Source organism: Acinetobacter sp. CAU_H_60 (assembly GCF_058599385.1).
Genome location: NZ_CM178653.1, coordinates 2,147,971 through 2,173,080, shown reverse-complemented (window position 1 = coordinate 2,173,080; position 25,110 = coordinate 2,147,971). Strand labels below are relative to the sequence as shown.

Here is a 25,110-nt window from a genome sequence, read left to right as displayed (position 1 = left end):
CCTTTCTACATGAAAGTGAAATACCTTCTATAATGAGAAAATTCATCACGGGTATAGGAAACCTGACATGCCACAACTTTTAAAACATATCGATGCGATCGCACGTGAAAAAGACCGTGATGTATTATTTGTACATTTTGAAAATTATGAACATGAAAATGCCGATGCTGAGTCCTATCATTTACGTCAGAACCTGATGGAATGGCTGGAGCAACGCCAAGTTGACTTTGCACCTTGCATGGGGATAGAACAGCCTGGTGTGATTGAAAGTTATTCAGGCGATCTTTATATCGATGTGCCATTTGATGAAGCCAATCCAATTTACCAAATGGTCAGTGAACATCTTGAAGATGCTGACGGGGAGATGAAGATTCCAGGTGTGCTGTTCTTTGTATTATCCCTAGAAACTGCGCTGGAAATTGAAGCCGATCGTGAAGAGTTCTTAAATCTAAGTCAAGCTCATGATGATGACGATGAATTTTCTGGCCGTGTAAACTGATATTTTTAGAAAACTTAAATAATAAAAAAGCCACTAAGAAAGTGGCTTTTTTATTAAGGGTTTTAAATTTTATTAATACAGTTCACCTGATTTACGGCGAGCAATAAAATCTTTGGATTCTTTCACGATCACCCCAGACAGCAGTAGCAGGCCGATCAAGTTTGGAATCGCCATCAAACCGTTGAATGTGTCTGCGAACAGCCAGACCAGATCCAGTGTTGCTACACAGCCAATAAATACTGAAGCGATATAAATGATGCGATAAGGGAATACAAATTTTTCACCGAGCAGATAGGTGGCACATTTTTCCCCGTAGTAGCTCCAGCCCAAAATGGTAGAATAGGCGAAGAAGATAATACCGAAGGTCACGATCCAGCCACCGACACCTGGCAGCAGTTTGTTAAATGTAGAAACGGTCAGAACAGCACCGGTTTGTCCACCAAAATCACTGCCGGCCATGATGAAGCCCATTACCAGGACAATACCCGTAATCGAACAGACAATAATTGTGTCAATAAAAGTTCCGGTCATGGACACCAGGCCTTGACGTGCAGGATGATCGGTTTTTGCAGCAGCAGCGGCAATCGGTGCCGAACCCATACCAGCTTCATTCGAGAAGACACCACGCGCGACACCATAACGAATCGCCGCACCAATCGCACCACCTACAGCAGCTTCACCAGTAAAGGCATAGGTGAAAATCATTTTCAGTGCAGGGCCCACTAAATCGAGATGGGTGAAAATAATGATCAAACCGCCCGCTACATAACCAATCGCCATAATTGGAACGATGAAAGAGGCAGCTCTAGAAATCCACTTAATCCCGCCCAGAATCACTAGTGCCGAAAATGCAGTAATCACGATACCTGTAACCCAGGTTTCCAGACCGAAACCATTTTCTACCGCGAGTGCAACAGTGTTGGACTGAACTGAACTACCAATTCCGAAAGATGCGACAGCGCCAAAGAATGCAAAGATCAGCGCCAGCCATTTCCATTTCAGGCCACGCTCGATGTAATACATTGGACCGCCAGACATTTCACCGCGTTCATTTTTAACTCGGTATTTGACGGCCAGTACACCTTCGCCATATTTGGTTGCCATTCCGAACAGGGCAGTCATCCACATCCAGAATACGGCCCCTGGGCCACCCAGTACACAGGCAGTTGCGACACCGGCAATATTACCGGTACCGATGGTAGCTGACAGTGCGGTCATGAGTGAGCCAAACTGGGAAATATCACCTTCATGCGAAGGGTGTTTGCCAAAAACCTGTTTAAAGGCCAGTGGCAACATGCGGAACTGCCAGAACAGCAGGCGGAAAGTCAGGAATATACCGGTACCGACAATGAGAACCAGCATATATGGGCCCCAGACCCAGCCACTGACGGTTTCCATGATGCTTTGTAAATTTTGCATAAATTTCTTCTTATTTATCCGTGTCAGCTTTATTTGAGATGTTGATTGAAAAGCAATTGCTATGCCATGCGCGCTCATCCTAAATGCGAATATTGGCGGATTTGTATTCTATTTTTTACATAGTTTCAGCGCTTTGACAAGAAAAATCCTGTATTCATTACGCCTTAAAACCAAGACTAAAGATAAATGAATATTGATATAAGAAAAATAAATTAATTTGCAAGATTAGTTGGAAAATACAAATGATGCGAATTTTCTTTTTGTATTCCGGGTTTTTTACGTTAATTTGTCGCGATTAAAACTCAAAGTTGAAATGAAATAATGTCAGAAAAATATAGTCACTCATCATCGGAAGATGGTGAGCTACAGCGTAGTTTATCCAACCGGCACCTGCAGTTAATTGCCATTGGGGGTGCGATTGGCACCGGCCTTTTTATGGGTTCAGGGAAAACCATTAGCTTGGCAGGACCATCCATTCTGGTGATTTATATGATCATCGGTTTTATGGTGTTTCTAGTCATGCGCGCGTTGGGTGAATTACTGTTATCCAATCTGCAATATAAATCTTTTATCGATTTTGCCACCGATCTGATCGGGCCGTGGGCAGGTTATTTTGTCGGCTGGACGTATTGGTTATGCTGGATCACGATTGGTATCGCGGATCTGTCAGCCATTATCTATTACTTGCAATTCTTTAATAACGGCCTGCCATTTACTCCGGGCGAAGGCGTGCTGATCAGTATTGCCTCTATTGTATTCATCATGGGCTTGAACCTGGCAACCGTGAAACTGTTTGGTGAAATGGAATTCTGGTTTGCTTTGATCAAGATTATCGCCATTATCGTTTTGATTGGTGTGGGTCTGTGGATGATCTTTACTGGCTTTACTAATGATGCAGGTACGGTCGCTTCATTTGCTCATATCTGGGATCATGGTGGTTTATTCCCGACAGGGACTATGGGCTTCCTAGCTGGTTTCCAGATTGCGATTTTTGCCTTTGTAGGTGTAGAGCTGGTTGGTACTACGGCTGCTGAAACCAAAGATCCAGAGCGTAACCTGCCTAAAGCGGTGAACTCGATTCCGATCCGTATTATTATTTTCTATGTGCTGGCTCTGATCATTGTGATGTCAGTAACACCATGGGATCAGATCAATCCAAATGTTTCTCCGTTTGTGAATCTGTTCAGTCAAGCTGGTATTGCCGCGGCTGCGATCATCATGAACCTGGTAGTGTTGTCATCAGTAATGTCATCAATGAACAGTGGGGTGTTCTCAACCAGCCGTATGCTGTTCGGTTTATCTCGTGAAGAACAGGCACCTAAAGCCTTTGGTCGTTTGAATTCGCGCGCCGTTCCAGCGAATGCTTTGTATTTCTCTGCGATCTGTTTATTGTTGGGTGCAGCATTACAGTACTTCGTGCCGAATACGGTTGAAGCATTTACCTTAGCAACGACTCTATCGACTATTCTGTTTATCTGTGTATGGCTGATTATTATCTGGAGTTATATGATCTATTACCGTACCCGTCCAGAATTGCATGCTAAATCCATATTCAAGCTGCCTGGTGGATTGGTGACTTGCTGGATCGTGATTATTTTCTTTGTCGGTATGATTGGTGTGTTATCGCTGGAAGACGATACCCGCCGTGCCTTGATGGTCAGCCCGGTCTGGTTCATTTTGCTGATTATTGGATATTTAGGCTTCTATAAACAGAAACATAAATAATCCATATCAATAAAAACGTCAGCGATCTGCTGGCGTTTTTTTATGTCTGAATATACTCTCTAGCGTTTAGCGCTTTGGTCATACGGATGATCGCGTTATACTTCATCGAAAATACTCATATAGGTGGTCAGATGCGTCAGGTCATTTGCTGCATCAGTTTAATTACAGTCGGTTTTGCCTTGGTCGGTTGTGGACAGTCGGGAGCTTTACATCTTCCAAATGATCCAAACTACGATAAACGTGCCAAGTATTTACTCTATAAAAATACTGAATCTGCACCGCAAGTATCAGATGAACAACAGGATGCGCCGGTCAAGCAGCAGTTTGAAGCACCTGCTGAATCCGATTCAACACCATCTCCTTAAGACTTTCAGAGAAAGGATACATTCATGAGTTTCACCCGCATTAATGGGGTATTGCATGCTGAGCAATGTTCACTGCAACAGCTCGCAGAGCAATTTGGCACACCACTTTATGTTTATTCAAAAGCAACTTTTGAAAAGCATTATCTGGACATGGACCGTGCTTTTAGCTTTATCGATCATCAAATCTGTTTTGCGGTAAAGTCAAACTCTAATCTTGCGGTATTGAATGTATTGGCCAAGCAGGGTGCTGGTTTCGATATCGTGACTGGTGGTGAACTGGCTCGTGTCTTGAAAGCCGGCGGTGAACCTTCGAAAATCGTATTCTCGGGCCTGGGTAAATCAGAAGCAGATATTAAAAAGGCATTAGAAGTAGGCATCGCCTGTTTTAATGTCGAGTCATATGCCGAACTGGATCGTATTCAGAAAGTAGCGGCTGAACTTAATGTTAAAGCGCCTATTTCACTACGTGTTAATCCGGATGTCGATGCCAAAACCCATCCATATATTTCCACTGGTTTAAAAGAAAACAAATTCGGTATTCCATCCGACAGCGTATTTGAAACTTATCAATATGCAGCGTCATTGCCAAATCTTGAAGTGGTCGGGATTGACTGTCATATCGGTTCGCAGTTGACTGAAACCCAGCCTTTTGTTGATGCGCTGGATCGTGTCATTGTCATGATCGATAAGCTTAAAGACATGGGCATCAACTTGAAACACATCGATATCGGTGGTGGTCTGGGTGTGACATATAAAGATGAAACACCGCCATCGGTTGAAGAATATGCCAATGCCATGCGTCCTGCTTTAGAAAAACTGGGTCTGAAAGTTTATATGGAGCCGGGTCGTAGTATCTCTGCCAATGCAGGCGTGTTATTAACCAAAGTGGATTTACTGAAACCAACCAATCACCGTAACTTTGCCATCATTGATGCCGCGATGAATGACCTGATTCGTCCTGCTTTATATGAAGCATGGATGGATATTCAATCCGTGACACCGCGTACAGATGTGGAAACAAAAGAATGGGATGTGGTGGGCGCGATCTGTGAAACTGGGGATTTTCTGGGTAAGGAACGTGAGCTTGCCATTAAAGAAAATGATGTGCTGGCAGTTCTTGGTGCAGGTGCATACGGTTTCGTAATGAGTTCGAACTACAACAGCCGTGGTCGTGCTGCTGAAGTAATGGTGGATGGTGATCAGGTGCATCTGATTCGTGAACGCGAAACGATTGAATCACTTTGGGAACGTGAGCGTTTATTGCCTTAAGGAGAATAAATAATGTTGCTTGAATTTACCAAGATGCATGGCCTGGGCAATGATTTTATGGTGGTAGACCTGATTAGCCAGCGTGCTTATCTGGATACTCTCACTATTCAGCGCTTGGCAAATCGTAGCTTTGGTGTGGGTTTTGACCAGCTCTTGATTGTTGAACCGCCTGATATTCCAAGTGCAGATTTTAAATACCGTATCTTTAATGCGGATGGTTCTGAAGTTGAGCAGTGCGGAAATGGTGTGCGCTGTTTTGCCCGTTTTGTGCATGAGCGTCAATTGACCACAAAAACCAAAATCAAGGTACAGACCAAAGCTGGAATTGTAGAGCCTGAACTTGGTGCCAACGGCTGGGTGCGAGTGAATATGGGTTATCCAAAATTCCTGCCTCAGGAAATTCCATTTGTGGCGGAAGAACCGGAAAATCTGTATGACATCGATCTGGCGGGTGGAGAGAAACTGACGATTGATGTGGTGAATATGGGAAATCCACATGCAGTGACGATTGTTCCGGATGTGCTAACTGCCGATGTGGCTAAAATTGGTCCACAGGTAGAATCCCATGTGCGTTTCCCGGCACGTGTTAATGCTGGCTTTATGCAGATCATTGATGAAAAGCATGCACGTTTACGTGTTTATGAGCGTGGTGTAGGCGAAACACTGGCTTGTGGCACCGGTGCCTGTGCGGCAGCAGTGTCTGGTATGCGCCGTGGTTTGTTATCTAGCAAGGTCGAAATTGAACTTGCGGGTGGCAAATTGCAGATTGAATGGAAAGAAGGTGATGTGGTCTGGATGACGGGTCCAACCGCCAATGTTTATGAAGGCCGTCTGGACTTGCGCTACTTCCAAGGTTAATCCCAACATTTATTTCTCTAAAAAGCACCGCACATAGTACGGTGCTTTTTTTATGATAGGATGAATTCCATATTTAATTGATATCACAACACTGCTATGAATCAGCTTGTGTTTTTACCGGGTGCATCAGGCAGCCAAGCTTTCTGGCAGCCCTTGTTGGCTCATTTAAAAACAGGTCAATCTACAAAAATATTGGCATATCCGGGCTTCGATGGGGTAGAACCAAATTCAACTATTCAAAATCTTCATGATCTGCAGGAACTCATCACAGAGCAGATTGAGGATGATTCGATTCTGGTTGCCCAGTCCATGGGGGGAGTTCTTGCAGTTGGGCTTGCCCTCGAACATCCAGAGAAAGTCAAAGGACTGGTTTTATTGGCAACTTCTGGTGGTGTGGATCTATCACAGTTCAGTTGTGCTGACTGGCGGATAGATTATCGCGAGCAGTTTAAAGATGTCCCTGATTGGTTTTTACAAGATCAAACCGTATTTGGCCTGAAACAGTTAAGCAGTCTTGAGATTCCTATTCTATTGATCTGGGGTGACCAAGACTCTTTAAGTACCGTTCAGGTGGGGAAATGCTTAAAGCAAAATTTTAAACATGCAAATTTGCATATAATTCAAGGTGGGGATCATTTCTTTGCGGCGACTCATCCAGTACAGACCGCAGAACTGATTGAAGCCTGGCTGGAGTCAATTGAATGGAGCAAGTAATAAACCTTTCTGCAAAAGACTTGCTCGAAATCTGGCTCAAAGAACGTGAGATCCAGAACCAGTCTAAACATACCTTACAGGCCTATGAACGTGATGTGGCTGATTTTCTGGAATTCTGCGCAGTACAACAACTTGCACTCAATGATGTGGAAGCCACAGATTTACGTCAATTTCTGGCTGAAAAAGTCGAGCAGCACGGATTAAGTTCGAGTAGCTTGCAACGGATGCTCTCTTCGATTCGCCAGTTCATGAAATGGGCAGAGCAGGCGCAGTATCTGGCATTTAATCCGACTGATGATTTTCAGTTGAAACGTCAATCACGTCCTTTGCCGGGTATGGTCGATATCGAAACTGTGAACCAGATTCTGGACCAGCCGGCTCCAGAAACCGAAGCGCAGCAACAAATGTGGTTGAGAGACAAGGCAATTCTGGAATTACTCTATTCCAGTGGTTTGCGACTGGCAGAAATTCAGAGCTTAAGAATCAAGGATGTTGATTTTAATCGTCAGCTCCTGCGGATTACCGGTAAAGGCAATAAAACCCGGGTGGTGCCTTTTGGTTCAAAAGCAAAAGACAGTCTGATGGAATGGCTAAAAATTTATCCGTGCTGGAATGGTGATTTTGTACCTGACGCGAATGTATTTATCACCCAAAAAGGCAATCCGCTCGGTGCACGGCAAATTGAAAACCGGGTCAAGTTTCAGGCGCAGCGTGCAGGGGTTAATGTTGACCTGCATCCGCATTTATTGCGGCATTGTTTTGCCAGTCATATGCTGTCAAATAGCGGTGACCTTCGAGCCGTTCAGGAAATGTTGGGGCATAGTAATTTGAGTACTACACAAATTTATACTCATATTGATTTTGATCGTTTGGCACAGATTTATGATCAGGCGCATCCGCGGGCACAGCATAAAGAATAGGTAAAATATAAAATTTTCATCCGCTTGTCGGATGATGAGGATTCATGGCACAAAACTTTCATGTATCATGCTCAAAATATGACCTGAACAGACTGTTGGAAAGATATTTCACTATTGTCTTATTTTTCAAATGGCTGTTTTCGGATATAAGTATAAATAGTAATCAATTTTTAAAAGAAAATCAGCGATCTCGATACTGGAATTTTTATGGACACAGCAATTATCCCGGATATACAACAAAAGTATGCGCAGTTAAGCCCAGCCCAAAAAGATATGTTTGCGGGTTATGGTTTACGCCAGATTAAACATTTTGTTGAGATTAGCTTGCCCACTATCGAAGCCGTTCTTCCTGAAGGAGCAATTGTGCAGGGGATTAATGCGGAAGGGAAAATGCAGGCTTATAATCCTGAGACAGGTCAGTATTATCTATGGATTTCTGATCTGCAATGGCAGACTACGCAGCGTGCCAGTAAAGCTGTTGACCTAAAAGAAGATGCGCTCGAAATCTGGAATATTTTCGATCTGAAATCTTATGAACTGATTGAACTGAGTCATGTGCATCGTGACTTTTTACAAGTTTAATGTATATGGAGGATGACTAAGGTCATCCTTTTTTATTGCTAAAATATTTTACAAGTCATCCAGCGGTAACTGAAAACTTTGCTTGATGATCTGGCTGGGTAAATCTGTTTTGACACTGGTAATACCATTTTTCTTGGTCAAATGTGTGGACTGGAATTTACGGTAACTTTCCAGATCAGGCACCACAACTTTTAACATCGCATCACATTCACCCAGAATGATATAACACTCCATCACTTGCGGTAGTTCCTTCATCGCTTCAATAAAGGTATCAATCGTCTCTGCATCCTGACCCACCAGCCAGATCCGTGAAAAGAGAATCAACTGAAAACCAATTTTCTGTGAATCAACGATGGTGGTGTAATTCTGGATTACGCCCGCATCTTCAAGCAATTTTACCCGACGCAGACAGGAAGAAGGGGATAGTCCAATTTCCCGCGCCAGATCGTTATTCTGAATACGGCCATTGGCTTGCAAGTGATGAATGATATTTTTATCAATTCGATCAAGTTTTACTCGCACAGACTTGGAAGATATTTTCATAAATTAGAATATAATTCGAAAAATAATACTTATTATAAAATAAATTGAAATCCTATTTTGTAAAAATTCGCAGATACTAATTCCACTTTCCGAAGATTTAAAGGAAAAGGAAATGTCTGTATTTGCACTTTTTGCACTAACCGTGCTTCCCCTGATTTTTACACCTGGACCAGATATGCTGTTTATCTTGTCTCAAGTGATGGGTAAAAATGCAAAAGCAGGCATGATGGCAACCATCGGGATCTGTTCAGGCTATCTGGTACATTCCATTTTGGTAGCATTAGGAATCGCAGCCATTATCGTGTCTTTTCCGGTATTGTTTGAAGCAATTCGCTGGTTGGGTATTGCTTATTTGCTCTATCTGGCTTGTAGCCTGTTGAAATCAGTATTTAGCAAAAACTCAATGAAAATTGAGAAAAAGACCACTGCTAATCCGGTGAAAAAGGGCTTCTTTACGGCCTTACTTAATCCCAAAGGCATGCTGATCTATTTTGCAATCTTGCCGCAGTTTATCGATAAAAGTGGAAATACGGTGAGCCAAGGCCTGATTCTGTCTTTTATTTTTATCGGCATGATTTTCATAGTCTACTGCGCTCTCAGCATCTTGTTCAGCAGAATCACCCGCAACACACAAATTGATGAGCGTAAACAAAAATGGGTGGATGGCACCTCAGGTGGTTTACTTGCCCTTGCCGCAAGCTGGTTAATTATTAATTAAGCAATGGCGTATTTTAAAAAAGCATACTGTTCCCGGTATGCTTTTTTTATATTTATAGATTGATGACAACCCGATTTTTAGACCTGCCCAACAAAATAAAGCGGAGTAAATTGAGCAGATATGCAGAATAAATCCTGATTAATTTTGCTTTATGTCCAAACTGACCAAAGCGGTCATTTTTAAATATAAGTCATTTTCCACAAATCCAAGGACGGATTTGTGCATTTAATAAGCAAAAATCAAAAGTTCTGATGTGTTTCATCAAATAAAAACATAATAAAAATCAAAGGTTAAATTTTATTAAATATTGATAAAATTCATTGTAATAAATCGATACGGATTAATTGTGAACGCATCGTTCAAGGAAAATTACGCATTTTTACAGCTCTTTGCTGAATTGTGACTTGACCGAAATGCCGTGCACATTGCAAGATAGGGCACCTAAAAAAATTTAAGTGAAGAGTTATTATAACTTTTCTCAACATTTACATTTGCTAAAACAGCCGAGGATTACATGAAGGCTCTTGTTGCTGTAAAACGTGTGGTTGATGCCAACGTTAAGGTTCGCGTTAAGCCGGACAACAGTGGTGTTGACTTAACAAACGTTAAAATGTCAATTAACCCATTCTGTGAAATCGCGGTGGAAGAAGCGGTTCGTTTAAAAGAAAAAGGAACTGTTTCAGAAATCGTTGTTGTTTCTATTGGTCCTAAAGAAGCTCAAGAACAAATCCGTTCTGCAATGGCGCTTGGTGCTGACCGCGGTATTCTGGTTGAAGCTGATGACAGCCAACTGGGTGCGCTAGAAGTTGCTAAAATTCTAAAAGGCGTTGTTGAAGCTGAACAACCACAATTGATCCTTCTTGGTAAACAAGCAATTGATGACGACTCTAACCAGGTTGGTCAGATGCTTGGTGCACTTTTAGGTGCAGGTCAAGGTACATTCGCTTCAGAAGTTAAAGTTGAAGGCGACAAAGTACAAGTGACTCGTGAAATCGACGGTGGTCTACAAACTGTTGAATTATCACTTCCAGCGATCGTAACTACTGACTTACGTTTGAACGAGCCACGTTATGCAGCTCTTCCAAACATCATGAAAGCGCGTAAAAAACCGCTTGATACTAAGTCACCTGCAGATTTCGGTGTAACTACTACAACTAAACTGAAAACAGTAAAAGTTGAATCTCCTGCAGAGCGTAAAGCTGGCGTACAAGTGAAGTCTGTAGACGAGCTTGTAGAAAAATTGAAAAACGAAGCGAAAGTGATCTAATACAGAAGGATAAAAATCATGAGTATTTTAGTAATCGCTGAGCACGACAACAAAGCACTTAATGCTGCTACTTTAAACGTTGTTGCTGCGGCGCAAAAAATCGGTGGTGATATCACTGTATTGGTTGCTGGTTCTGGCGCTCAAGCAGTTGCTGATCAGGCAGCTAAAGTTGCGGGCGTAAGCAAAGTTTTACTTGCTGACGACGCTGCTTATGCAAATCAACTGGCTGAAAATGTAGCGAAACTGGTTGCAGAATTAGGTAAAGGCTATAGCCATATCCTTGCTGCTTCTACTACAACTGGCAAAAACATTTTGCCACGCGCTGCTGCACTTCTTGATGTCAGCATGATCACAGACATCATCGCTGTTGATTCTGCAAATACATTCAAGCGTCCGATCTATGCAGGTAACGCGATTGCAACTGTTGAATCTTCTGAATCAGTAATCGTTGCAACTGTTCGTGGTACTGCATTTGATGCGGTTGCTGCTGAAGGTGGTTCTGCTGCGGTTGAAGCTGCTGCTTCTACTGGTGATGCTGGTATTTCTAAGTTCATTAATGAAGAAATCGTTAAATCTGAACGTCCTGAATTGACGGCTGCTCGTATCGTCGTTTCTGGTGGTCGTGGTGTTGGTTCTGGTGAGAACTACCACAAAATCCTTGATCCACTAGCTGACAAACTTGGCGCTGCTCAGGGTGCTTCACGTGCTGCAGTTGATGCTGGTTTCGTTCCTAACGATATGCAGGTTGGTCAAACTGGTAAGATCGTTGCACCTGACCTGTACATCGCTGTAGGTATCTCTGGTGCGATTCAGCACTTGGCAGGTATGAAAGAGTCTAAAGTGATCGTTGCGATCAACAAAGATGAAGAAGCTCCAATTAATGCAGTAGCAGACTACTGGTTAGTAGGTGACCTGAACACTGTAATTCCTGAATTGGTTTCTAAAATCTAATTCCTGAATCAGGTTCGAAAAACGCCTCTTGTCTTTGTACTAAGAGGCGTTTTTTATTGTCTATTTTTTTCTAAAATATAATTTATTTTCATAGGTATATGAAATAAATTAAAATGATAAAAAATTAAATAAGATAATAAATGTCAGCCTTACAGCTACCTGAAAAAAATATGATTTTTAATGATCCTTTATTTCAGCGTATTTTTATTCTGATTATTGGTTTGATCATCTTTCTCCTAAGTTTAGGAGGCTTGGTCTATTGCATCCAGTCAAGTCTATCTTTTGGTTTAGTCGCTTTCTTTTTAATATGTGGCTGTTTTGCTTATGTCGGGATGCTATTTATGTTGGCAGCATTCGCTGATACTGAAATACTTAATCGAAGGACCGGTTGGCTATTTGAGGGACCTTCAGCTGATCCCATTGGGCTGGTGATATATATCTTATTTATAATTACTGTTGGATTAGTCATTGGCGTCATTGCGCTGATTTTAACGTTTTTGATTAGATTGGTGCTGCGGTATCAGAAGTATTAAAGCAGTTGGGGTTAAAAATTTACCTATGAAAACCTAAGTTTTTTAGGATCATACATAGATATGCCCTAGGACTGATTCATCAACAAAGATAAATAAGCATCCATTCACTGAATCGCTGATGACGGGTCGAGTTATTGAATAAGTATTTTTAATGCTGCTCAGAAAAAATACAAAATCAGTTTTCTGGCTGGAAAATACTTTGCAGTCAGATCATGACTATTTCATTTGGGTGAAAAGTGATAAAATTCGACTTTGCTTTTCCTCCTGCTTTGAATCATGTTCTTTTCCAAAACTAGCCGTCTCCTGTCAATGAGCTTTCTGCTTATTGCTCTCTATCTGAGTATCTGTATTCATACTGCCTGGAATGCACCACTTGAAGTGACGCGGTACTTATTTAGTGAATCAGGCGCTTTTGAGGTGCTTAGTCCGTGGTTATGGTATTTGCTTGCACTTTTGTGTCTGCTCAATATTGAAATCAAGCTAAATACCCGAATTTTTATGGCAGTAGCCGCAATTCTGCTGGGAATGCGGGAAATGGATTTTCATAAGCGTGTGTTTGAAGTCAGTTTCATTAAAACCAATTTCTATCGCAGTGCTGAAATTCCCATGATGGATAAAGTGCTTGGATTTATCTTGTTGTCAGGCATCGCTTTTGTTTTCATTGTACTGTTGAAAAAGTTAATCACTACTGTACGTACGGCTAAAAACACCTGGAACACAGCATACTTTTTTGTCTTTTTGACGATTGCCTGTGGTGGGATTAGTAAAGTACTAGACCGTACGACATCAACACTTAGTGAAGAGTTTAGTATAAAACTGCTGCCCCAAACACAAGTCATGATTATGACTATTGAAGAAGGGGTAGAGATGCTGCTGCCGATCTTGCTGATTGTGGCAGTATTGAATTACCGAAAAGTATCTAATTAAGATCACTTTTAGCCAATTCTAAGCCCAAAAAAGATGCTCAAATTTTTGCAGCATCTTTTTTTTACGCCTGTTGATTTTATAATTTTTTCGTCGTTAAAAATAACAGGAAAATGATCACTAAAATGAAGATAATTAACAAGGTTAAGCTCAATATTTCGACACAAAAATACAAGTGTTTATGCTATAATTTAGGGCTGTATTTTAGTTTTTAACTCTGTCGTTTGAGTTAATTATTTTGCAAGTTTTACGACATATAAATGCAAGCCAAATTTGGCTTGTAGAATAAGGAGTATGCATGAGCGTATCGGAAATTAGACCGATTGCCATTGAGGATGAACTCAAGCACTCGTATTTAGACTATGCAATGAGCGTGATTGTGTCACGTGCCTTGCCAGATGTACGAGATGGTCTAAAACCTGTTCATCGTCGTGTGCTTTTCGCAATGCACGAATTGGGCAATGACTACAACAAAGCTTACAAGAAGTCTGCCCGTGTTGTAGGTGATGTCATCGGTAAATATCACCCACATGGTGATTCTGCTGTTTATGAAACCATTGTCCGTATGGCTCAGGACTTTAGTCTGCGTTACCAACTGGTTGATGGTCAAGGGAACTTTGGTTCAATCGACGGCGATAGCGCTGCGGCAATGCGTTATACCGAAGTTCGTATGCGTAAGCTGACCCATGAGTTATTGGCTGATCTGGAAAAAGATACAGTTGACTGGGAAGATAACTACGACGGTTCTGAGCGTATTCCGCAAGTTATGCCAACCCGTATTCCAAACCTGTTGGTGAATGGTGCGGCCGGTATCGCAGTTGGTATGGCGACCAATATGGCGCCACACAACATGACTGAAGTGGTGAATGCATGTCTGGCTTATGCAGATAATCCTAATATCAGCATCGAAGGTCTGATGGAATACATTTCCGGTCCAGATTTCCCGACAGGTGGCATTATTTACGGTAAATCAGGTATCGTGGATGCCTATCGTACCGGTAAAGGCCGTTTGCATATTCGTGGTAAATATCACTTTGAAGAAGATGCTAAATCTGGCCGTACTACGATTGTCTTCACTGAAATTCCTTATCAGGTCAACAAAGCGAAAACGATTGAACGTATTGCCGAGCTGGTCAAAGAGAAAAAACTTGAAGGCATTTCTGAACTTCGTGATGAATCTGACAAGGAAGGGATGCGTATTGCGATTGACCTAAAGCGTGGTGAAAATGCTGAAGTCATCGTCAATAACCTGTTCCAGAATACGCAGTTAGAAAACTCTTTCAGCATTAATATGGTTTGCCTGGACAATGGCCAGCCGAAATTGATGAACTTGAAAGACATCATCGCTGCGTTTATTCGTCACCGTCAAGAAGTCGTGACACGTCGTACCATGTATGAACTGCGCAAAGCACGTGAACGTGGTCATATTTTAGAAGGTTTAACCGTTGCTCTGGCAAATATTGATGCCATCATCGAAACCATCAAAACTTCTGCCAACCCGGCTGAAGCGCGTGAGCGTTTGCAAGCAGGTGAGTGGGCAGCAGGCGGTGTGGCAGCCTTGCTCGAAAAAGCGGGTGCTGTTTCTGTACGTCCGGACGAAATTGAAGGCGAAGATCCAGAGCGTCCATTTGGTATTGATGGTGATGTGTATCGCTTATCTCCGACTCAAGTCAACGCGATCATGGAACTGCGTTTGCACCGTTTGACCGGTCTTGAGCAGGATAAACTTCAAGCTGAATATTCTGAAATCTTAGGTCAAATTGCTGAATACACAGCCATCTTAAATGACTTCAACTTATTGATGAACGTGATTAAAGAAGAGCTAGCACTAATTCTTCAGCAATATGGCGATGCGCGTAAAACAGATATCGTTGAATCACGTATCGACTTCTCTCGTGAAGATTTGATTCCTGAAGAACAGATGGTTCTGACCGTTTCAAAAACTGGTTATGCGAAAACTCAACCATTATCTGATTATGCTGCTCAGCGTCGTGGTGGTCGTGGTAAGTCTGCAACCAGCATGAAAGAAGATGATTACATCCAGCATATGGTGGTGACATCGAATCATGCCACTGTGCTTTGCTTTACCAATGTCGGTAAGGTTTACCGTCTGAAAGTTTACGAAGTGCCACAAGCTTCGCGTGGTGCCAAAGGTCGTCCAATGGTGAACTTGTTGCCGCTAGATGACAATGAAACCATTACTGCAATCTTGCCAGTGATTGACGCACCGAAGAAATTCAAAGAACGTCTGGCTGATTTCAAAGTATTTGTAAAAACCAATGCTGCACAGCTACAAACCAATGAAGTGATCAATAGTCACTTTGCGGCACTAGAAGCTGCGCTTGCTGAATCTGAAGATGGCGCAGATGATATTTCTGATGCACTGCGTGTTCAATTGAAAGAATTGGGCTTAGCGCTTTCAACCACTGATCTTGATGATGACATCATCAATGACTTTGCTCAGCAGGCTGAAGCTGTTCGTAAAAACTTCTATGTGTTTATGGCGACTGAGTACGGTACGATTAAACGTGTTGAACTGGAACAATTCTCGAACGTTCGTTCAAATGGTTTACGTGCGATTGAACTGAATGGCGATGACACCTTAATTGGTGTTGCGATTACTGATGGTGAACAGCAAATCATGTTGTTCTCGAACGAAGGTAAAGCAATTCGTTTCGCAGAGACTGACGTACGTTCAATGGGTCGTTCAGCTAAAGGTGTACGCGGTATGCGCGTGACCATCGGTGCTTCTCAGGTTGAAGATGCAGAAGATGCAGATATTGAATCTGATGATGAAGATGCAACTGAAGCTAACTTCATTAGCCGTATCGTATCTCTAGTGGTTGTACCTGAAACCGGTGAAGTGCTGTGTGCTTCTGCAAATGGTTATGGTAAACGTACCCCGGTAGATGACTTCCCAACTAAGAAACGTGGCGGTAAGGGCGTAATTGCGATTAAGACCTCAGAACGTAACGGTGAGCTGGTCGGTGCAGTTGCGATTGACGCATCTAAAGAACTGATGCTAATTTCTGATGGCGGCACTCTGGTTCGTACCCGTGCTTCTGAAGTGGCACAGACTGGCCGTAATGCACAAGGTGTTCGTCTGATCCGTCTGGCTGAAGATGAAAAACTGGTCGGTGTGGAAGCGATTGAAGCAGTTGAAGATGAGTTGGAAATATTGGAAGATATTGAAAATACTGAATCTGCAGCTGATGATGTGACTGATGCACAAGCAGCTGAAAAAGATGATGACAATACAGTAGAGGAATAAGTTCTGCTACTGATGAAAAAGGGCGCTTCGGCGTCCTTTTTTACACATCGACTAAATGAGAGGTAAATTAAATAATGAAAACCAGATTGATGCTTTTGTCCGCAGCTATTGCACTCAGCGGCTGTAATAATGCAATGGATAGTATGCCTGATCCTAGCCCTGAACAGGAAAAGGCAGCACAGGTGGCTTATGAAGATTTGCGTGATGGAAAATATGACGAATTTTTAGCTCAGCTTGAGCCGAAGTTGCAGGCAGAATTTCAAAATAACGAAAAAATCATGAAGCGTTTTTCACGTTCAATTCCGCAAGGTGAATATAAGTCCAAAACTATCATGAGGAAGAACTTCGAAGAAAATAATGGCAAACCGAGTGAATACAAGGTGAGTTATGAAATTGCCTATCCAAAAAATCTGGTTCAGTATGATGTGAGTTTTGACCAGCCGAATGGCAGTACTAAAATCCGCAACTTTAATATTCAGGTATTTGGCGAATAATTTTCGATGTGAGTAGACTGAGTAAATCCAGAGTTAAGAACGTGGGCGTAGCCGATAATACCCTAAGCTTATACAAATGGTGCCGATCACCAATAGATAAGCAAGCTTTCCTAGCACCATATAAGTAGGCACGCCCATCTGATTGAGTTGAATAAACATCTGCACGATTTGGGTCGAAGGTAAGGCTTGCCCAATGAGTTGGACCCAGACTGGCATAGCAGCATGGGGCCAGGCGACTCCTGACAGCATGAATAGCGGAATCGAGGTAAAAACAATGATATGGCCGGCTCGTTCTGGCATGTCCAGAAAACTGGCGAACAGCACTGTGATACCGATCATGCAGAATACAAAGACAGGTACAGCAAGCAGCATGCCCCAAAAATTTCCGCCACGGGGATAATCAAAATACCAGAAAGTAAAACCAAACAGATAGTAACAGCCCAGACAGCCAATGGTCAGAATCGCCAAACTGATGCCACTTAAGGTGGTCAGATTAATCACCTGTCTATTTTCCCGATACAACGCAATCAACATACTCAGGCCTAGAAAAATAGTCTGATGAATAATCAGTGGCGCAACAGCCGGAAACACATAGCTGCCATAGCCAGAAAGCGTATTAAATAATGGAATCTGGTGAATGGATAGGGCAGGAGAGAAGTGTGAAATCTCGCTAAAACGTTCAGCATATTCACTTAAGGTATTTTCTACTGAAGAGACCAAGCCTAAACCAATCTGTTTGGTAATTAAAAAGTTGGCAGCACTTAAGTACAGCCCAATCCCGCCATTTTCACCATGCCGGATAGATTGAGAAAGATTATCTGGTAATAATAAAATCCCGTCGGCTTTTTGAGTTTCCACCCAATATTTGGCTTCAGCAAAATTTCCAGTCACCGCCTTGATTTGTACATTGGGGCTTTGGCTGACATGACTGATAATGGTATTGGTTAAAGCACTTTGCTCTTCGTCGACAATAATAATCGGCAAGGCTTCTGCCTGTTCTGCCTTATATGCGGTCGGATAAAAAAAACTGTAAAACAGAACCGATAAAATCAGCGTGGTAAAAATACTGGTATTGCTAATAATGTCTTTAAAAGTTTGGCAATAAGCGTTCCAGAGTGATTTCATGCTGACACTCCTTTGGCTGTTTTTTTGAGAAAGACATAGGCCAACACAGCATAAAGTACGACATAAATGATAAGTACGAACATCGGTTGCAATGAAAGATAGAACGGACTACCAATCACCCATTGTTCAGTCTGTAACTTGGCATAGGGTGTATAGGGAATAATATTGGCCCAGAACTGGGTAAATAGTGGAGCATTATTAAGGGGCAAAGTCACCCCAGCAAAACTGAGCGATGAACCACCATAGACTGCTAGTAGACCAAAAGATTTAGTCAGGTCCTGAGTGGCCAGAACCACCGCACTGCTAATAAAGGCATAAGCACTATAGAACAGTATTTGAGCCAGAAGAATTAGCCATAATGACCCGGCAATAAACCAGCCACGAATTTCGACCAGCCAAAACATCCAAGCCCAGGTCCAGCAACAAAAGATTGCTACATAAACCAGATTTTTAGACAGCAGTGCCGACCACAAGTTTTTTTGGGCAATCCAATGACTAACAGTATGTCGTTTAATTTCCTGACCCACAGCAAAAGCTACACAGCAACATAACAGCAAGTGCAAAATTGCCGGCACCATGTAAGGTTCCAGATAAAATTCATAATTCAGCTGCGGATTATACAGTGGGGAAATTTTAATATTCGGTGTAGGTGCTTCCAGATAGGGGAGCGTGTTACCTAGATACTGCTTACCAGTAAATTCAGCCAGAGCCTGTAAGGTACTGAGTAGCATGGCTGAAGAAATGGTATTACCGATACTAAAATAACTCTGATTAAAAGCAATACTAATTTCAGCATCCTGAGCTTTGACCAGTCGTTGCTCGGCTCCGGCAGGAATATGAATATAGCCCCAGATTTTATTTTCGTTTAATAGCTTTTCGATTTCGACCGTTTGATCAGAAATGGTATGCACTTGTAGGGTATGATTCAAAGATAAATGATCATAAATCTTGCTGCTCAGGCTACTTTGATCCTGATCAATAATGGCGACTGGTAGATGATCCGGTTTGCCTTTGGCAAACATGCTGCCAAGTAAAATCAGAATACAGGCAGGGGCGAGTAGGACCAGAGCCAGATCCCATTTCTCTCTACATAAATAGCGTATTTCACGCTGAATACCCGCCCAGAATCCAGAAGCCATTTATTTCGGCTCTTTCAATTTAAACAGCACGCTCATGCCGACTTTTAACTCAGGCATTTCAGTGACTGGCACAAGATGAACTTTAAAACTGCGGACATCATAACCACCGGTTTGGCGCGTAGTTTTAATGGTGGCAAATTCACCTTCAGCACTAATATTTTTCACTTTAAAAGTGGCTGATTGATTCAGTGCCGGAATAAAACCTTCAAGCTGTTGCTGTTTACCTAAAGCGGCATATTGGTCTTCACGAATATTCAGGCTGATCCAGCGTTCTGCCGAGATCAGGCTGACCACTGGCACTGCGGTTGCCACCAGTTCAGTGGCATTGCCATAGGTTTTGGAGACGGTACCATCAATCGGTGCCAGTAATTCAGTTTCAGCTTCTAATGCGTTGGCTTCAGCGACTGCTGCACGGGCTATATCGACCTGAGCATCTGCTGAACTTTTCTGTTCTGGTGTACTGCCGCGTTTAGCCCGAACATATTGCTGATAAGCGGCTTCTGTCATTTGCGACGCAGATTGTGAAGCTGCAAACAGTTCATCTCGGCGCTGGCGGGAAATGACGCCTTCCTTAAATAGATTGGCTCCACGTTGATAGGAAGTTTTAGCGAGTTGCTCCTGTGCTTTTAGTGACTGCCAATTGGCATACAGAGAAGCGATATTTTCTTCCTGAGAACCACGTTCTGCGGTGGACTGAAGTGCTAATGCAGACTGTAAAGTGGCTAAAGCCTGCTGCTTTTTCGCCTCAATTTCAGGACTATGCAATTTTACCAGCGCCTGGCCTTTCTTGACGTTATCGCCTTCCTGTACATAAATCTTTTCAATCCGGCTTGGAACTTTAGTGGCCATTTGAACGGTTTCTGCCTCAACCCGGCCTTGTAGCTCGATTTCTTTGGGTTGATAGGTTTTCCATAGGCCAAACCCAATCAAAGCAAGAATCACTGGAATTAAAGCTAAAAGCAGATATTTTTTGCGCGATTTTTTTTCTGTGCTTTCAGGATTATCTGGCTCTGATTCACTGTAATTGATTTCTGAAGCCGGTTCATCAACAGGATGTTCTGGCTTTTGCTCATCTGTCATGTCTGGCTCCATTAACGAATATAGTGGGTATTGGCATGTTGCATGTAATTTGGAAATTCAACAATTGAGCCATGGCTCTGTAATAAGGTCGCAAGAGACATCACATATTTAAAAGCATTTAATGCCATTTCTGCTTTTAAACTGCTGAGCATGTTTTGGGCATCGATGACCTGGGTCGCTGTCCCGAAATCTTCCTTAAAGGATAATTCCTGAATACGCAGATTTTCCTGAGCTGCTTTCAGGTTCTGCTGAAGTAGAGCATCACTTTGCTGGGCGCTGACTGCTTCACTAAATGATTTATAAATCAGGTTTTCAATCTCCTGCTGGGTACGCGCCGTCATGAGTTCAGCGGCATAGCGTTTTAGTTCAGCAGCCTGAATATTCTTGTTTTTATCAATACCTGAGAACAGGTTATAGCGTGCTGCAACCCCTACAATCCAGTTTTGATGTTGATCTAGACTATATTCACCAAACGCAAAAACATTTGGCTTTTTAGCGGCCTGCTGGGCTTTGACATTGGCTTTGGCCAGCTCGGTATCCATCTGCATTTTTTTGATCAGGGGAGAGTTCTGGCTAAAACTGCTGAGCAGAATATTCACATTTTGTGGTTCAGCACGATTCACAAACAAAGGTGTGCTTAGCTCGGTGATATTGCTATCCAGCAACAGGTTATTCAGCTGAAATAGGGCAGCATTTAGATTGGCTTGGGCATTTTGTTGTGCGCGTTCAGCATTATTGCGTGCCACTTCAAACTGCATGCGTTGACCTTTACTGATAAAACCCTGCTGTTCCAGCTTCAAAGCATTACGATAATGTTGCTGCATGGCATTTGAATTAAAAAGTGCCGCATCCAGTAACTGTTTTTGTAGTTGAACATTAAAATAGGACTGAATCAGCTCAAAACGCTGCGTGTCCTGTTGCTGCTGATTACTAAGTTCGCTACGTCCTGACTGAATATTGGCAATTTCTTTGGCGCTACGGGTGAGGCCTCCGGTATATAGTGGCATCATCACGGAAACAGTGGGACGAATCACCTGATCTTCAAGGACGACATTAGACGTATCCGGAATCAGGCCAACTCCGCTATGAATAGTATTATTAAGTCCTTCACGCAGTGGATCGGTAATACCTGCGGGTAAATCCACACCATTACTGGCCTCCCACTCATTAAGCCGGCCATTCACGCCTTGGGAGAGTGAATTTTCCAGATTATTTTTAAACTGCTTTAATGGAATATCGACTTCACTGTGAAAGGCATAGGCACGAACATTCAGGTCAACACGAGGCAGACCAATGCCTTTCACAGCTTCGGCCTCAAGTTTAGAAGCTTGCTCCAGACTTTGAAAAGCCTGGCTACTATAGGAACGTTGCAACAATTGTTGTTCTGCATCCTGAAAGCTGATGGTTTGTGCATAAGCAAAACTGCCATACATCATGGATGCAAGCACAGTCAGACCCCAGCAGACACATTGTTTATTTTTCTTCATATTCATAAAGTGGTAATGTAAAAGTCACATTAATTCAGTCTAAGCTGCATTATAAATCAATTGCTTGCAGTGCAGGGGTGGGTTAAGTTGTAGTATTGTTGTAATTTGAAACAATTCACTTCTCAAGTTTCAAGCTGATAGTTCTATGTCACTCTAAAACTTGAGCCGAGTTTAAATTCATTTTTCAATTATTTTATATTAGCGGCCGATTCAACATCTTCTAAGCATTGGATGAGATTGAATATTTTTAGCTGTACAATTTCTCATAAATGAAATCACCGAGTTAGAACAAAAAAATCAAAGATATTCAAATTATCCCTCGAATCTAGATTGGTTTTTTGACTCTATCTTCATTCTTGGATAGAAATAATTTTGTGCAAGCGGCGTCCAGATATGGTTAAATGCCATCATTTTATTGTGTTTCACTCTGAAAGGAAAAATCATGCGCGCGTACAACTTCTGTGCTGGTCCTGCTGCATTACCTACTGCCGTACTTGAAAAGGCTCAAGCTGAAATGCTTGACTGGCAGGGCAAAGGTCTTTCGATCATGGAAATGAGCCACCGTAGTGCAGACTATGTTGCAGTTGCGGAAAAGGCAGAAGCAGACCTTCGCAAACTCATGAATATTCCTGAGAACTATAAAGTACTGTTCTTGCAGGGTGGTGCATCTTTGCAATTCTCGGCAATTCCATTGAACTTGCTGGGTAAAAACAACAAAGCTGACTATATCCGTACCGGTATCTGGTCTGAAAAAGCATTGAAAGAAGCTAAACGCTATGGCGATATCAATGTGGTTGAAGCAGGCATTAAAACTGAAGATGGTAAATTAGCGATTGCTGATCAAAGCACCTGGAATCTTTCTGATGATGCCGCTTATGTGCATTATGCAGATAACGAAACTATTGGCGGTCTGCAATTTGCCCATGTGCCAGAAACTGATAAGCCACTCGTATGTGATTTCTCTTCAAGCATTCTGTCTGCACCGATTGATGTTTCTAAATTCGGTCTGATCTATGCCGGTGCGCAAAAGAATATTGGCCCTGCAGGTTTAACACTGGTTATTATCCGTGAAGATCTGCTTGATCAGGCTAAACCTGAAATTCCAAGCATCCTGAAATATGCAGATCAAGCGAAAAATGGTTCGATGGTCAACACACCATCAACTTATGCATGGTATCTATCTGGTCTGGTATTTGAATGGTTACTGGAACAGGGCGGTGTAGACGCGATTCATAAAGTGAACCTGCAAAAAGCTGAATTGCTTTATGGCTATATCGATTCTAGCGACTTCTATGCAAATCCGATTGCCAAAGAAAACCGTTCAATCATGAATGTTCCATTTACCTTGGCAAATCCTGAACTTGAAAAACAGTTCCTGAAAGAAGCAAAAGAAAACCATTTGCTTAACCTTGCCGGCCACCGTTCAGTAGGCGGTATGCGTGCCAGCATTTACAATGCCGTACCGTTAGAAGGTGTACAGGCATTGGTAAACTTCATGGATGACTTTGCTAAACGCAATGCTTAATTCCTGAGGATTAAAAAACCCGGCAATTGGCCGGGTTTTTTATCATTTAATTCGGGTTAAAAAACAAAGCTATGTAAGATATAGCCGCAAATGAGCATACCTAATACGAAAAATAGGCATGACATCATATCAAGCTGATAACGCGAGCCAAGATGATGCTCAACCTGCTGTAAATTTTCTTCTTGAACGATTTTCATAGATATTTATTATCCGATCTATTTATCGTAAATGATTATTTGTTGATCGTATTTTTACCATAAAAAATTGATTAAATAAAGTCCATTCTTAACTAAACTTCATAAAGTCTTAATTTTATTTAAATAACTGGCTTCAATATATTGAGAAATAACAGACTATTATATTAAGTCATTATTTTTACGATGTTTTTAAAATGATTATTCAGTTTAAGATAACATTGAAAATGAATTCATTTGAATTTAAATCTGTGGATAAATCTATTTTTAATGAATTCAAAATCCATTAATTCTGATTTTAATTGTGGATAAAAAATAATCAGAATTGAGAGAATATCGCAGTAAAATAAATAAAAAACAGGAGACTCATATAAAAATATGAGTCTCCGATCTGGATATTCAGCTTAAGCTGCTTTTCGATAGATATTGGCCTGAATCCACAGATTGCCCCGAATATATTGACCAATCTGGAAATCTTTATGCTTGTCATTGCGGGTGGCTACACGGATCAAGGTAGCCGGCTGGCCTTCATCATGAATCAGGGTGACATCATAGAGCATGTAGTCCTGATCCATGAATTGCATTGAAGTTTTACCGACAATATTGCCCTGGAACCAGGCTTCATCTTCCTGACCCATGGTCTCACCATAGAGATAAGCGACCATTTTGGAGAAATCGACCGTTACCGGTTCTTTGTCTTCTTCAGATTTCGGCTCCCAGGCATCGATCTGTTCCTGTAAATTATCCGGTGCAACACCATTATTTTCCGCAAGAATTGCATTCAGGGCACGGTGATGTTTGATAGAGGCAGGATCATCCACGACTAAATGTTCATGGTCAGTCACCACTTCCAGTTCATAAGCCCAGGCATTTAAGTTGACGATATAAGACTGGTCTTTTTCATAATGCGACCGATTGACGCTGTACAGCGTATCAAAGGCATAGATGATATTGTTGGCACCCAGATTGAGACGCAACACAGCTTGGGTGTCGGATTTACAAGAAATAATCCGGTCAATCGTGGCTTTCACCTGGTAGGGACTGTCAAAACCCGGAAATGCGGTTTTCACAGCCTGTGGCTTGTTATTTTCTACGGCAATCACTTGGCTTAATTGTACCGCAGCTTTGCTCGGTCCCTGAATCAGCCAGGTGGTTTCATCCATATCGCATTCTTGTGTACACAAGCCCATCGGCATTACAGGTGCATCAAGGGCTTTGCCTAACCATTGGGGAACATCTGTGCCTGGGTTTTCAGTAAGCAAGGTCCAATGTTCGACATGACTACCGAAATTCTGATCATCAATAGTGATGATCTCTGGGCTATTCTGTTTTTTCATATGCACAATTGATCTTGGATGACTTATGTATAGTTAATCGAGGGTCATTGCGATTTTTCAAGTCACTCGAATGAATTTAAAAATTAAAATGCAAATCATGTGAAGTCAAATTTTTTTAGATTGTGGATAGCTGACTCATTTAATACGGCTGAGCTGAGTATTTAAATATCA

At 42.1% G+C, this 25,110-nt stretch carries 23 protein-coding genes; 16 read left to right on the top strand and 7 right to left on the bottom strand.

What is annotated here, in order from left to right:
* Positions 1–67 precede the first annotated feature (67 nt).
* Entirely contained in the window at positions 68–499 is a 432-nt protein-coding gene (locus tag AC4MBN_RS10160; protein WP_419374718.1) for a hypothetical protein, read from the top strand.
* Positions 500–571: 72 nt separating this feature from the next.
* On the opposite strand, the gene AC4MBN_RS10155 is transcribed toward AC4MBN_RS10160, so the two are convergent.
* Positions 572–1,918 (bottom strand): alanine/glycine:cation symporter family protein, encoded by a 1,347-nt coding sequence (locus AC4MBN_RS10155; protein WP_005236738.1) that lies wholly within the window; start codon positions 1,916–1,918, stop codon positions 572–574.
* 321 nt (positions 1,919–2,239) lie between these two features.
* Here AC4MBN_RS10155 and AC4MBN_RS10150 point away from each other — a divergent pair, with 321 nt between their 5' ends.
* The 7 genes from AC4MBN_RS10150 (at position 2,240) to AC4MBN_RS10120 (ending at position 8,351) form a co-directional block, all read left to right on the top strand.
* Positions 2,240–3,643 (top strand): amino acid permease, encoded by a 1,404-nt coding sequence (locus AC4MBN_RS10150; protein WP_166137739.1) that lies wholly within the window; start codon positions 2,240–2,242, stop codon positions 3,641–3,643.
* A gap of 131 nt (positions 3,644–3,774) precedes the next feature.
* Positions 3,775–4,008 carry an LPS translocon maturation chaperone LptM gene (gene lptM / locus AC4MBN_RS10145; RefSeq protein WP_419365431.1) on the top strand — a complete coding sequence of 78 codons (234 nt, stop codon included), beginning with the start codon at positions 3,775–3,777 and terminating at the stop codon, positions 4,006–4,008.
* Between the two features lie 24 nt (positions 4,009–4,032).
* The gene (lysA, locus tag AC4MBN_RS10140) at positions 4,033–5,277 is read left to right on the top strand and encodes a diaminopimelate decarboxylase (RefSeq protein WP_491880189.1); all 1,245 of its coding nucleotides are present in this window, start codon (positions 4,033–4,035) and stop codon (positions 5,275–5,277) included.
* A gap of 12 nt (positions 5,278–5,289) precedes the next feature.
* Complete coding sequence (gene dapF / locus AC4MBN_RS10135) at positions 5,290–6,135, top strand: diaminopimelate epimerase (RefSeq protein ID WP_491880188.1); 846 nt, start codon at positions 5,290–5,292, stop codon at positions 6,133–6,135.
* A gap of 96 nt (positions 6,136–6,231) precedes the next feature.
* The gene (locus AC4MBN_RS10130) at positions 6,232–6,849 is read left to right on the top strand and encodes an alpha/beta fold hydrolase (RefSeq protein WP_419374716.1); all 618 of its coding nucleotides are present in this window, start codon (positions 6,232–6,234) and stop codon (positions 6,847–6,849) included.
* A 29-nt stretch (positions 6,850–6,878) separates the two neighbouring features.
* The gene (gene xerA, locus AC4MBN_RS10125) at positions 6,879–7,769 is read left to right on the top strand and encodes a site-specific tyrosine recombinase/integron integrase (protein ID WP_491880956.1); all 891 of its coding nucleotides are present in this window, start codon (positions 6,879–6,881) and stop codon (positions 7,767–7,769) included.
* Positions 7,770–7,976: 207 nt separating this feature from the next.
* A complete protein-coding gene (locus tag AC4MBN_RS10120) occupies positions 7,977–8,351 on the top strand; it encodes a hypothetical protein (protein ID WP_180012776.1) in 375 nt (124 codons plus the stop codon).
* Between the two features lie 48 nt (positions 8,352–8,399).
* Here the strand turns inward: AC4MBN_RS10120 and AC4MBN_RS10115 are convergent, their stop codons facing one another.
* Positions 8,400–8,894: an Lrp/AsnC family transcriptional regulator gene (locus tag AC4MBN_RS10115; protein ID WP_005236726.1), complete on the bottom strand. Its 495-nt coding sequence runs from the start codon at positions 8,892–8,894 to the stop codon at positions 8,400–8,402.
* Positions 8,895–9,006: 112 nt separating this feature from the next.
* On the opposite strand from AC4MBN_RS10115, the gene AC4MBN_RS10110 reads away from it, so the two are divergent.
* The 7 genes from AC4MBN_RS10110 to AC4MBN_RS10080 all read left to right on the top strand — a co-directional run bounded on the left by AC4MBN_RS10110 (position 9,007) and on the right by AC4MBN_RS10080 (position 17,052).
* Positions 9,007–9,612: a LysE family translocator gene (locus AC4MBN_RS10110; RefSeq protein WP_419365410.1), complete on the top strand. Its 606-nt coding sequence runs from the start codon at positions 9,007–9,009 to the stop codon at positions 9,610–9,612.
* 514 nt (positions 9,613–10,126) lie between these two features.
* Positions 10,127–10,879 carry an electron transfer flavoprotein subunit beta/FixA family protein gene (locus AC4MBN_RS10105; protein WP_159124425.1) on the top strand — a complete coding sequence of 251 codons (753 nt, stop codon included), beginning with the start codon at positions 10,127–10,129 and terminating at the stop codon, positions 10,877–10,879.
* Positions 10,880–10,897: 18 nt separating this feature from the next.
* A complete protein-coding gene (locus tag AC4MBN_RS10100) occupies positions 10,898–11,830 on the top strand; it encodes an electron transfer flavoprotein subunit alpha/FixB family protein (protein ID WP_125278450.1) in 933 nt (310 codons plus the stop codon).
* A gap of 140 nt (positions 11,831–11,970) precedes the next feature.
* On the top strand, positions 11,971–12,363 hold the full coding sequence (locus AC4MBN_RS10095) for a hypothetical protein (RefSeq protein WP_419365408.1): 393 nt from the start codon (positions 11,971–11,973) through the stop codon (positions 12,361–12,363).
* Positions 12,364–12,672: 309 nt separating this feature from the next.
* A complete protein-coding gene (locus AC4MBN_RS10090) occupies positions 12,673–13,290 on the top strand; it encodes a hypothetical protein (protein WP_180010664.1) in 618 nt (205 codons plus the stop codon).
* Positions 13,291–13,585: 295 nt separating this feature from the next.
* On the top strand, positions 13,586–16,558 hold the full coding sequence (gyrA, locus tag AC4MBN_RS10085) for a DNA gyrase subunit A (protein ID WP_419374715.1): 2,973 nt from the start codon (positions 13,586–13,588) through the stop codon (positions 16,556–16,558).
* A gap of 74 nt (positions 16,559–16,632) precedes the next feature.
* Positions 16,633–17,052 carry an outer membrane protein assembly factor BamD gene (locus tag AC4MBN_RS10080; protein ID WP_168382334.1) on the top strand — a complete coding sequence of 140 codons (420 nt, stop codon included), beginning with the start codon at positions 16,633–16,635 and terminating at the stop codon, positions 17,050–17,052.
* A gap of 33 nt (positions 17,053–17,085) precedes the next feature.
* On the opposite strand, the gene AC4MBN_RS10075 is transcribed toward AC4MBN_RS10080, so the two are convergent.
* The 4 genes from AC4MBN_RS10075 to AC4MBN_RS10060 are packed head-to-tail and all read right to left on the bottom strand — an operon-like array spanning position 17,086 to position 21,889.
* Positions 17,086–18,177, bottom strand: coding sequence for an ABC transporter permease (locus AC4MBN_RS10075; protein WP_491880187.1), 1,092 nt, complete (start codon positions 18,175–18,177; stop codon positions 17,086–17,088).
* On the bottom strand, positions 18,174–19,316 hold the full coding sequence (locus AC4MBN_RS10070) for an ABC transporter permease (RefSeq protein WP_168382332.1): 1,143 nt from the start codon (positions 19,314–19,316) through the stop codon (positions 18,174–18,176). The genes AC4MBN_RS10075 and AC4MBN_RS10070 overlap by 4 nt, the downstream gene beginning before the upstream one ends.
* A complete protein-coding gene (locus AC4MBN_RS10065; protein ID WP_419374713.1) occupies positions 19,317–20,396 on the bottom strand; it encodes an HlyD family secretion protein in 1,080 nt (359 codons plus the stop codon).
* An 11-nt stretch (positions 20,397–20,407) separates the two neighbouring features.
* Entirely contained in the window at positions 20,408–21,889 is a 1,482-nt protein-coding gene (locus AC4MBN_RS10060) for a TolC family protein (RefSeq protein ID WP_419374712.1), read from the bottom strand.
* A gap of 436 nt (positions 21,890–22,325) precedes the next feature.
* Here AC4MBN_RS10060 and serC point away from each other — a divergent pair, with 436 nt between their 5' ends.
* Positions 22,326–23,408, top strand: a complete 1,083-nt coding sequence (serC, locus tag AC4MBN_RS10055; protein ID WP_180179070.1) for a 3-phosphoserine/phosphohydroxythreonine transaminase — start codon at positions 22,326–22,328, stop codon at positions 23,406–23,408.
* Between the two features lie 598 nt (positions 23,409–24,006).
* On the opposite strand, the gene AC4MBN_RS10050 is transcribed toward serC, so the two are convergent.
* Complete coding sequence (locus AC4MBN_RS10050; RefSeq protein ID WP_159124053.1) at positions 24,007–24,939, bottom strand: hypothetical protein; 933 nt, start codon at positions 24,937–24,939, stop codon at positions 24,007–24,009.
* Positions 24,940–25,110 lie beyond the last annotated feature (171 nt).

Excerpts from the sequence above, each read along its gene's own strand:
- lysA (WP_491880189.1), top strand. The coding sequence starts at position 4,033 with ATGAGTTTCACCCGCATTAATGGGGTATTGCATGCTGAGCAATGTTCA.
- AC4MBN_RS10110 (WP_419365410.1), top strand. The coding sequence starts at position 9,007 with ATGTCTGTATTTGCACTTTTTGCACTAACCGTGCTTCCCCTGATTTTT.
- AC4MBN_RS10115 (WP_005236726.1), bottom strand. The coding sequence starts at position 8,894 with ATGAAAATATCTTCCAAGTCTGTGCGAGTAAAACTTGATCGAATTGAT.
- lptM (WP_419365431.1), top strand. The coding sequence starts at position 3,775 with ATGCGTCAGGTCATTTGCTGCATCAGTTTAATTACAGTCGGTTTTGCC.
- serC (WP_180179070.1), top strand. The coding sequence starts at position 22,326 with ATGCGCGCGTACAACTTCTGTGCTGGTCCTGCTGCATTACCTACTGCC.
- AC4MBN_RS10130 (WP_419374716.1), top strand. The coding sequence starts at position 6,232 with ATGAATCAGCTTGTGTTTTTACCGGGTGCATCAGGCAGCCAAGCTTTC.
- AC4MBN_RS10090 (WP_180010664.1), top strand. The coding sequence starts at position 12,673 with ATGAGCTTTCTGCTTATTGCTCTCTATCTGAGTATCTGTATTCATACT.
- AC4MBN_RS10065 (WP_419374713.1), bottom strand. The coding sequence starts at position 20,396 with ATGACAGATGAGCAAAAGCCAGAACATCCTGTTGATGAACCGGCTTCA.
- AC4MBN_RS10060 (WP_419374712.1), bottom strand. The coding sequence starts at position 21,889 with ATGAATATGAAGAAAAATAAACAATGTGTCTGCTGGGGTCTGACTGTG.
- AC4MBN_RS10050 (WP_159124053.1), bottom strand. The coding sequence starts at position 24,939 with ATGAAAAAACAGAATAGCCCAGAGATCATCACTATTGATGATCAGAAT.
- AC4MBN_RS10155 (WP_005236738.1), bottom strand. The coding sequence starts at position 1,918 with ATGCAAAATTTACAAAGCATCATGGAAACCGTCAGTGGCTGGGTCTGG.
- dapF (WP_491880188.1), top strand. The coding sequence starts at position 5,290 with ATGTTGCTTGAATTTACCAAGATGCATGGCCTGGGCAATGATTTTATG.
- gyrA (WP_419374715.1), top strand. The coding sequence starts at position 13,586 with ATGAGCGTATCGGAAATTAGACCGATTGCCATTGAGGATGAACTCAAG.
- AC4MBN_RS10150 (WP_166137739.1), top strand. The coding sequence starts at position 2,240 with ATGTCAGAAAAATATAGTCACTCATCATCGGAAGATGGTGAGCTACAG.
- AC4MBN_RS10080 (WP_168382334.1), top strand. The coding sequence starts at position 16,633 with ATGAAAACCAGATTGATGCTTTTGTCCGCAGCTATTGCACTCAGCGGC.
- AC4MBN_RS10070 (WP_168382332.1), bottom strand. The coding sequence starts at position 19,316 with ATGGCTTCTGGATTCTGGGCGGGTATTCAGCGTGAAATACGCTATTTA.
- AC4MBN_RS10160 (WP_419374718.1), top strand. The coding sequence starts at position 68 with ATGCCACAACTTTTAAAACATATCGATGCGATCGCACGTGAAAAAGAC.
- AC4MBN_RS10100 (WP_125278450.1), top strand. The coding sequence starts at position 10,898 with ATGAGTATTTTAGTAATCGCTGAGCACGACAACAAAGCACTTAATGCT.
- AC4MBN_RS10095 (WP_419365408.1), top strand. The coding sequence starts at position 11,971 with ATGTCAGCCTTACAGCTACCTGAAAAAAATATGATTTTTAATGATCCT.
- AC4MBN_RS10120 (WP_180012776.1), top strand. The coding sequence starts at position 7,977 with ATGGACACAGCAATTATCCCGGATATACAACAAAAGTATGCGCAGTTA.
- AC4MBN_RS10105 (WP_159124425.1), top strand. The coding sequence starts at position 10,127 with ATGAAGGCTCTTGTTGCTGTAAAACGTGTGGTTGATGCCAACGTTAAG.
- AC4MBN_RS10075 (WP_491880187.1), bottom strand. The coding sequence starts at position 18,177 with ATGAAATCACTCTGGAACGCTTATTGCCAAACTTTTAAAGACATTATT.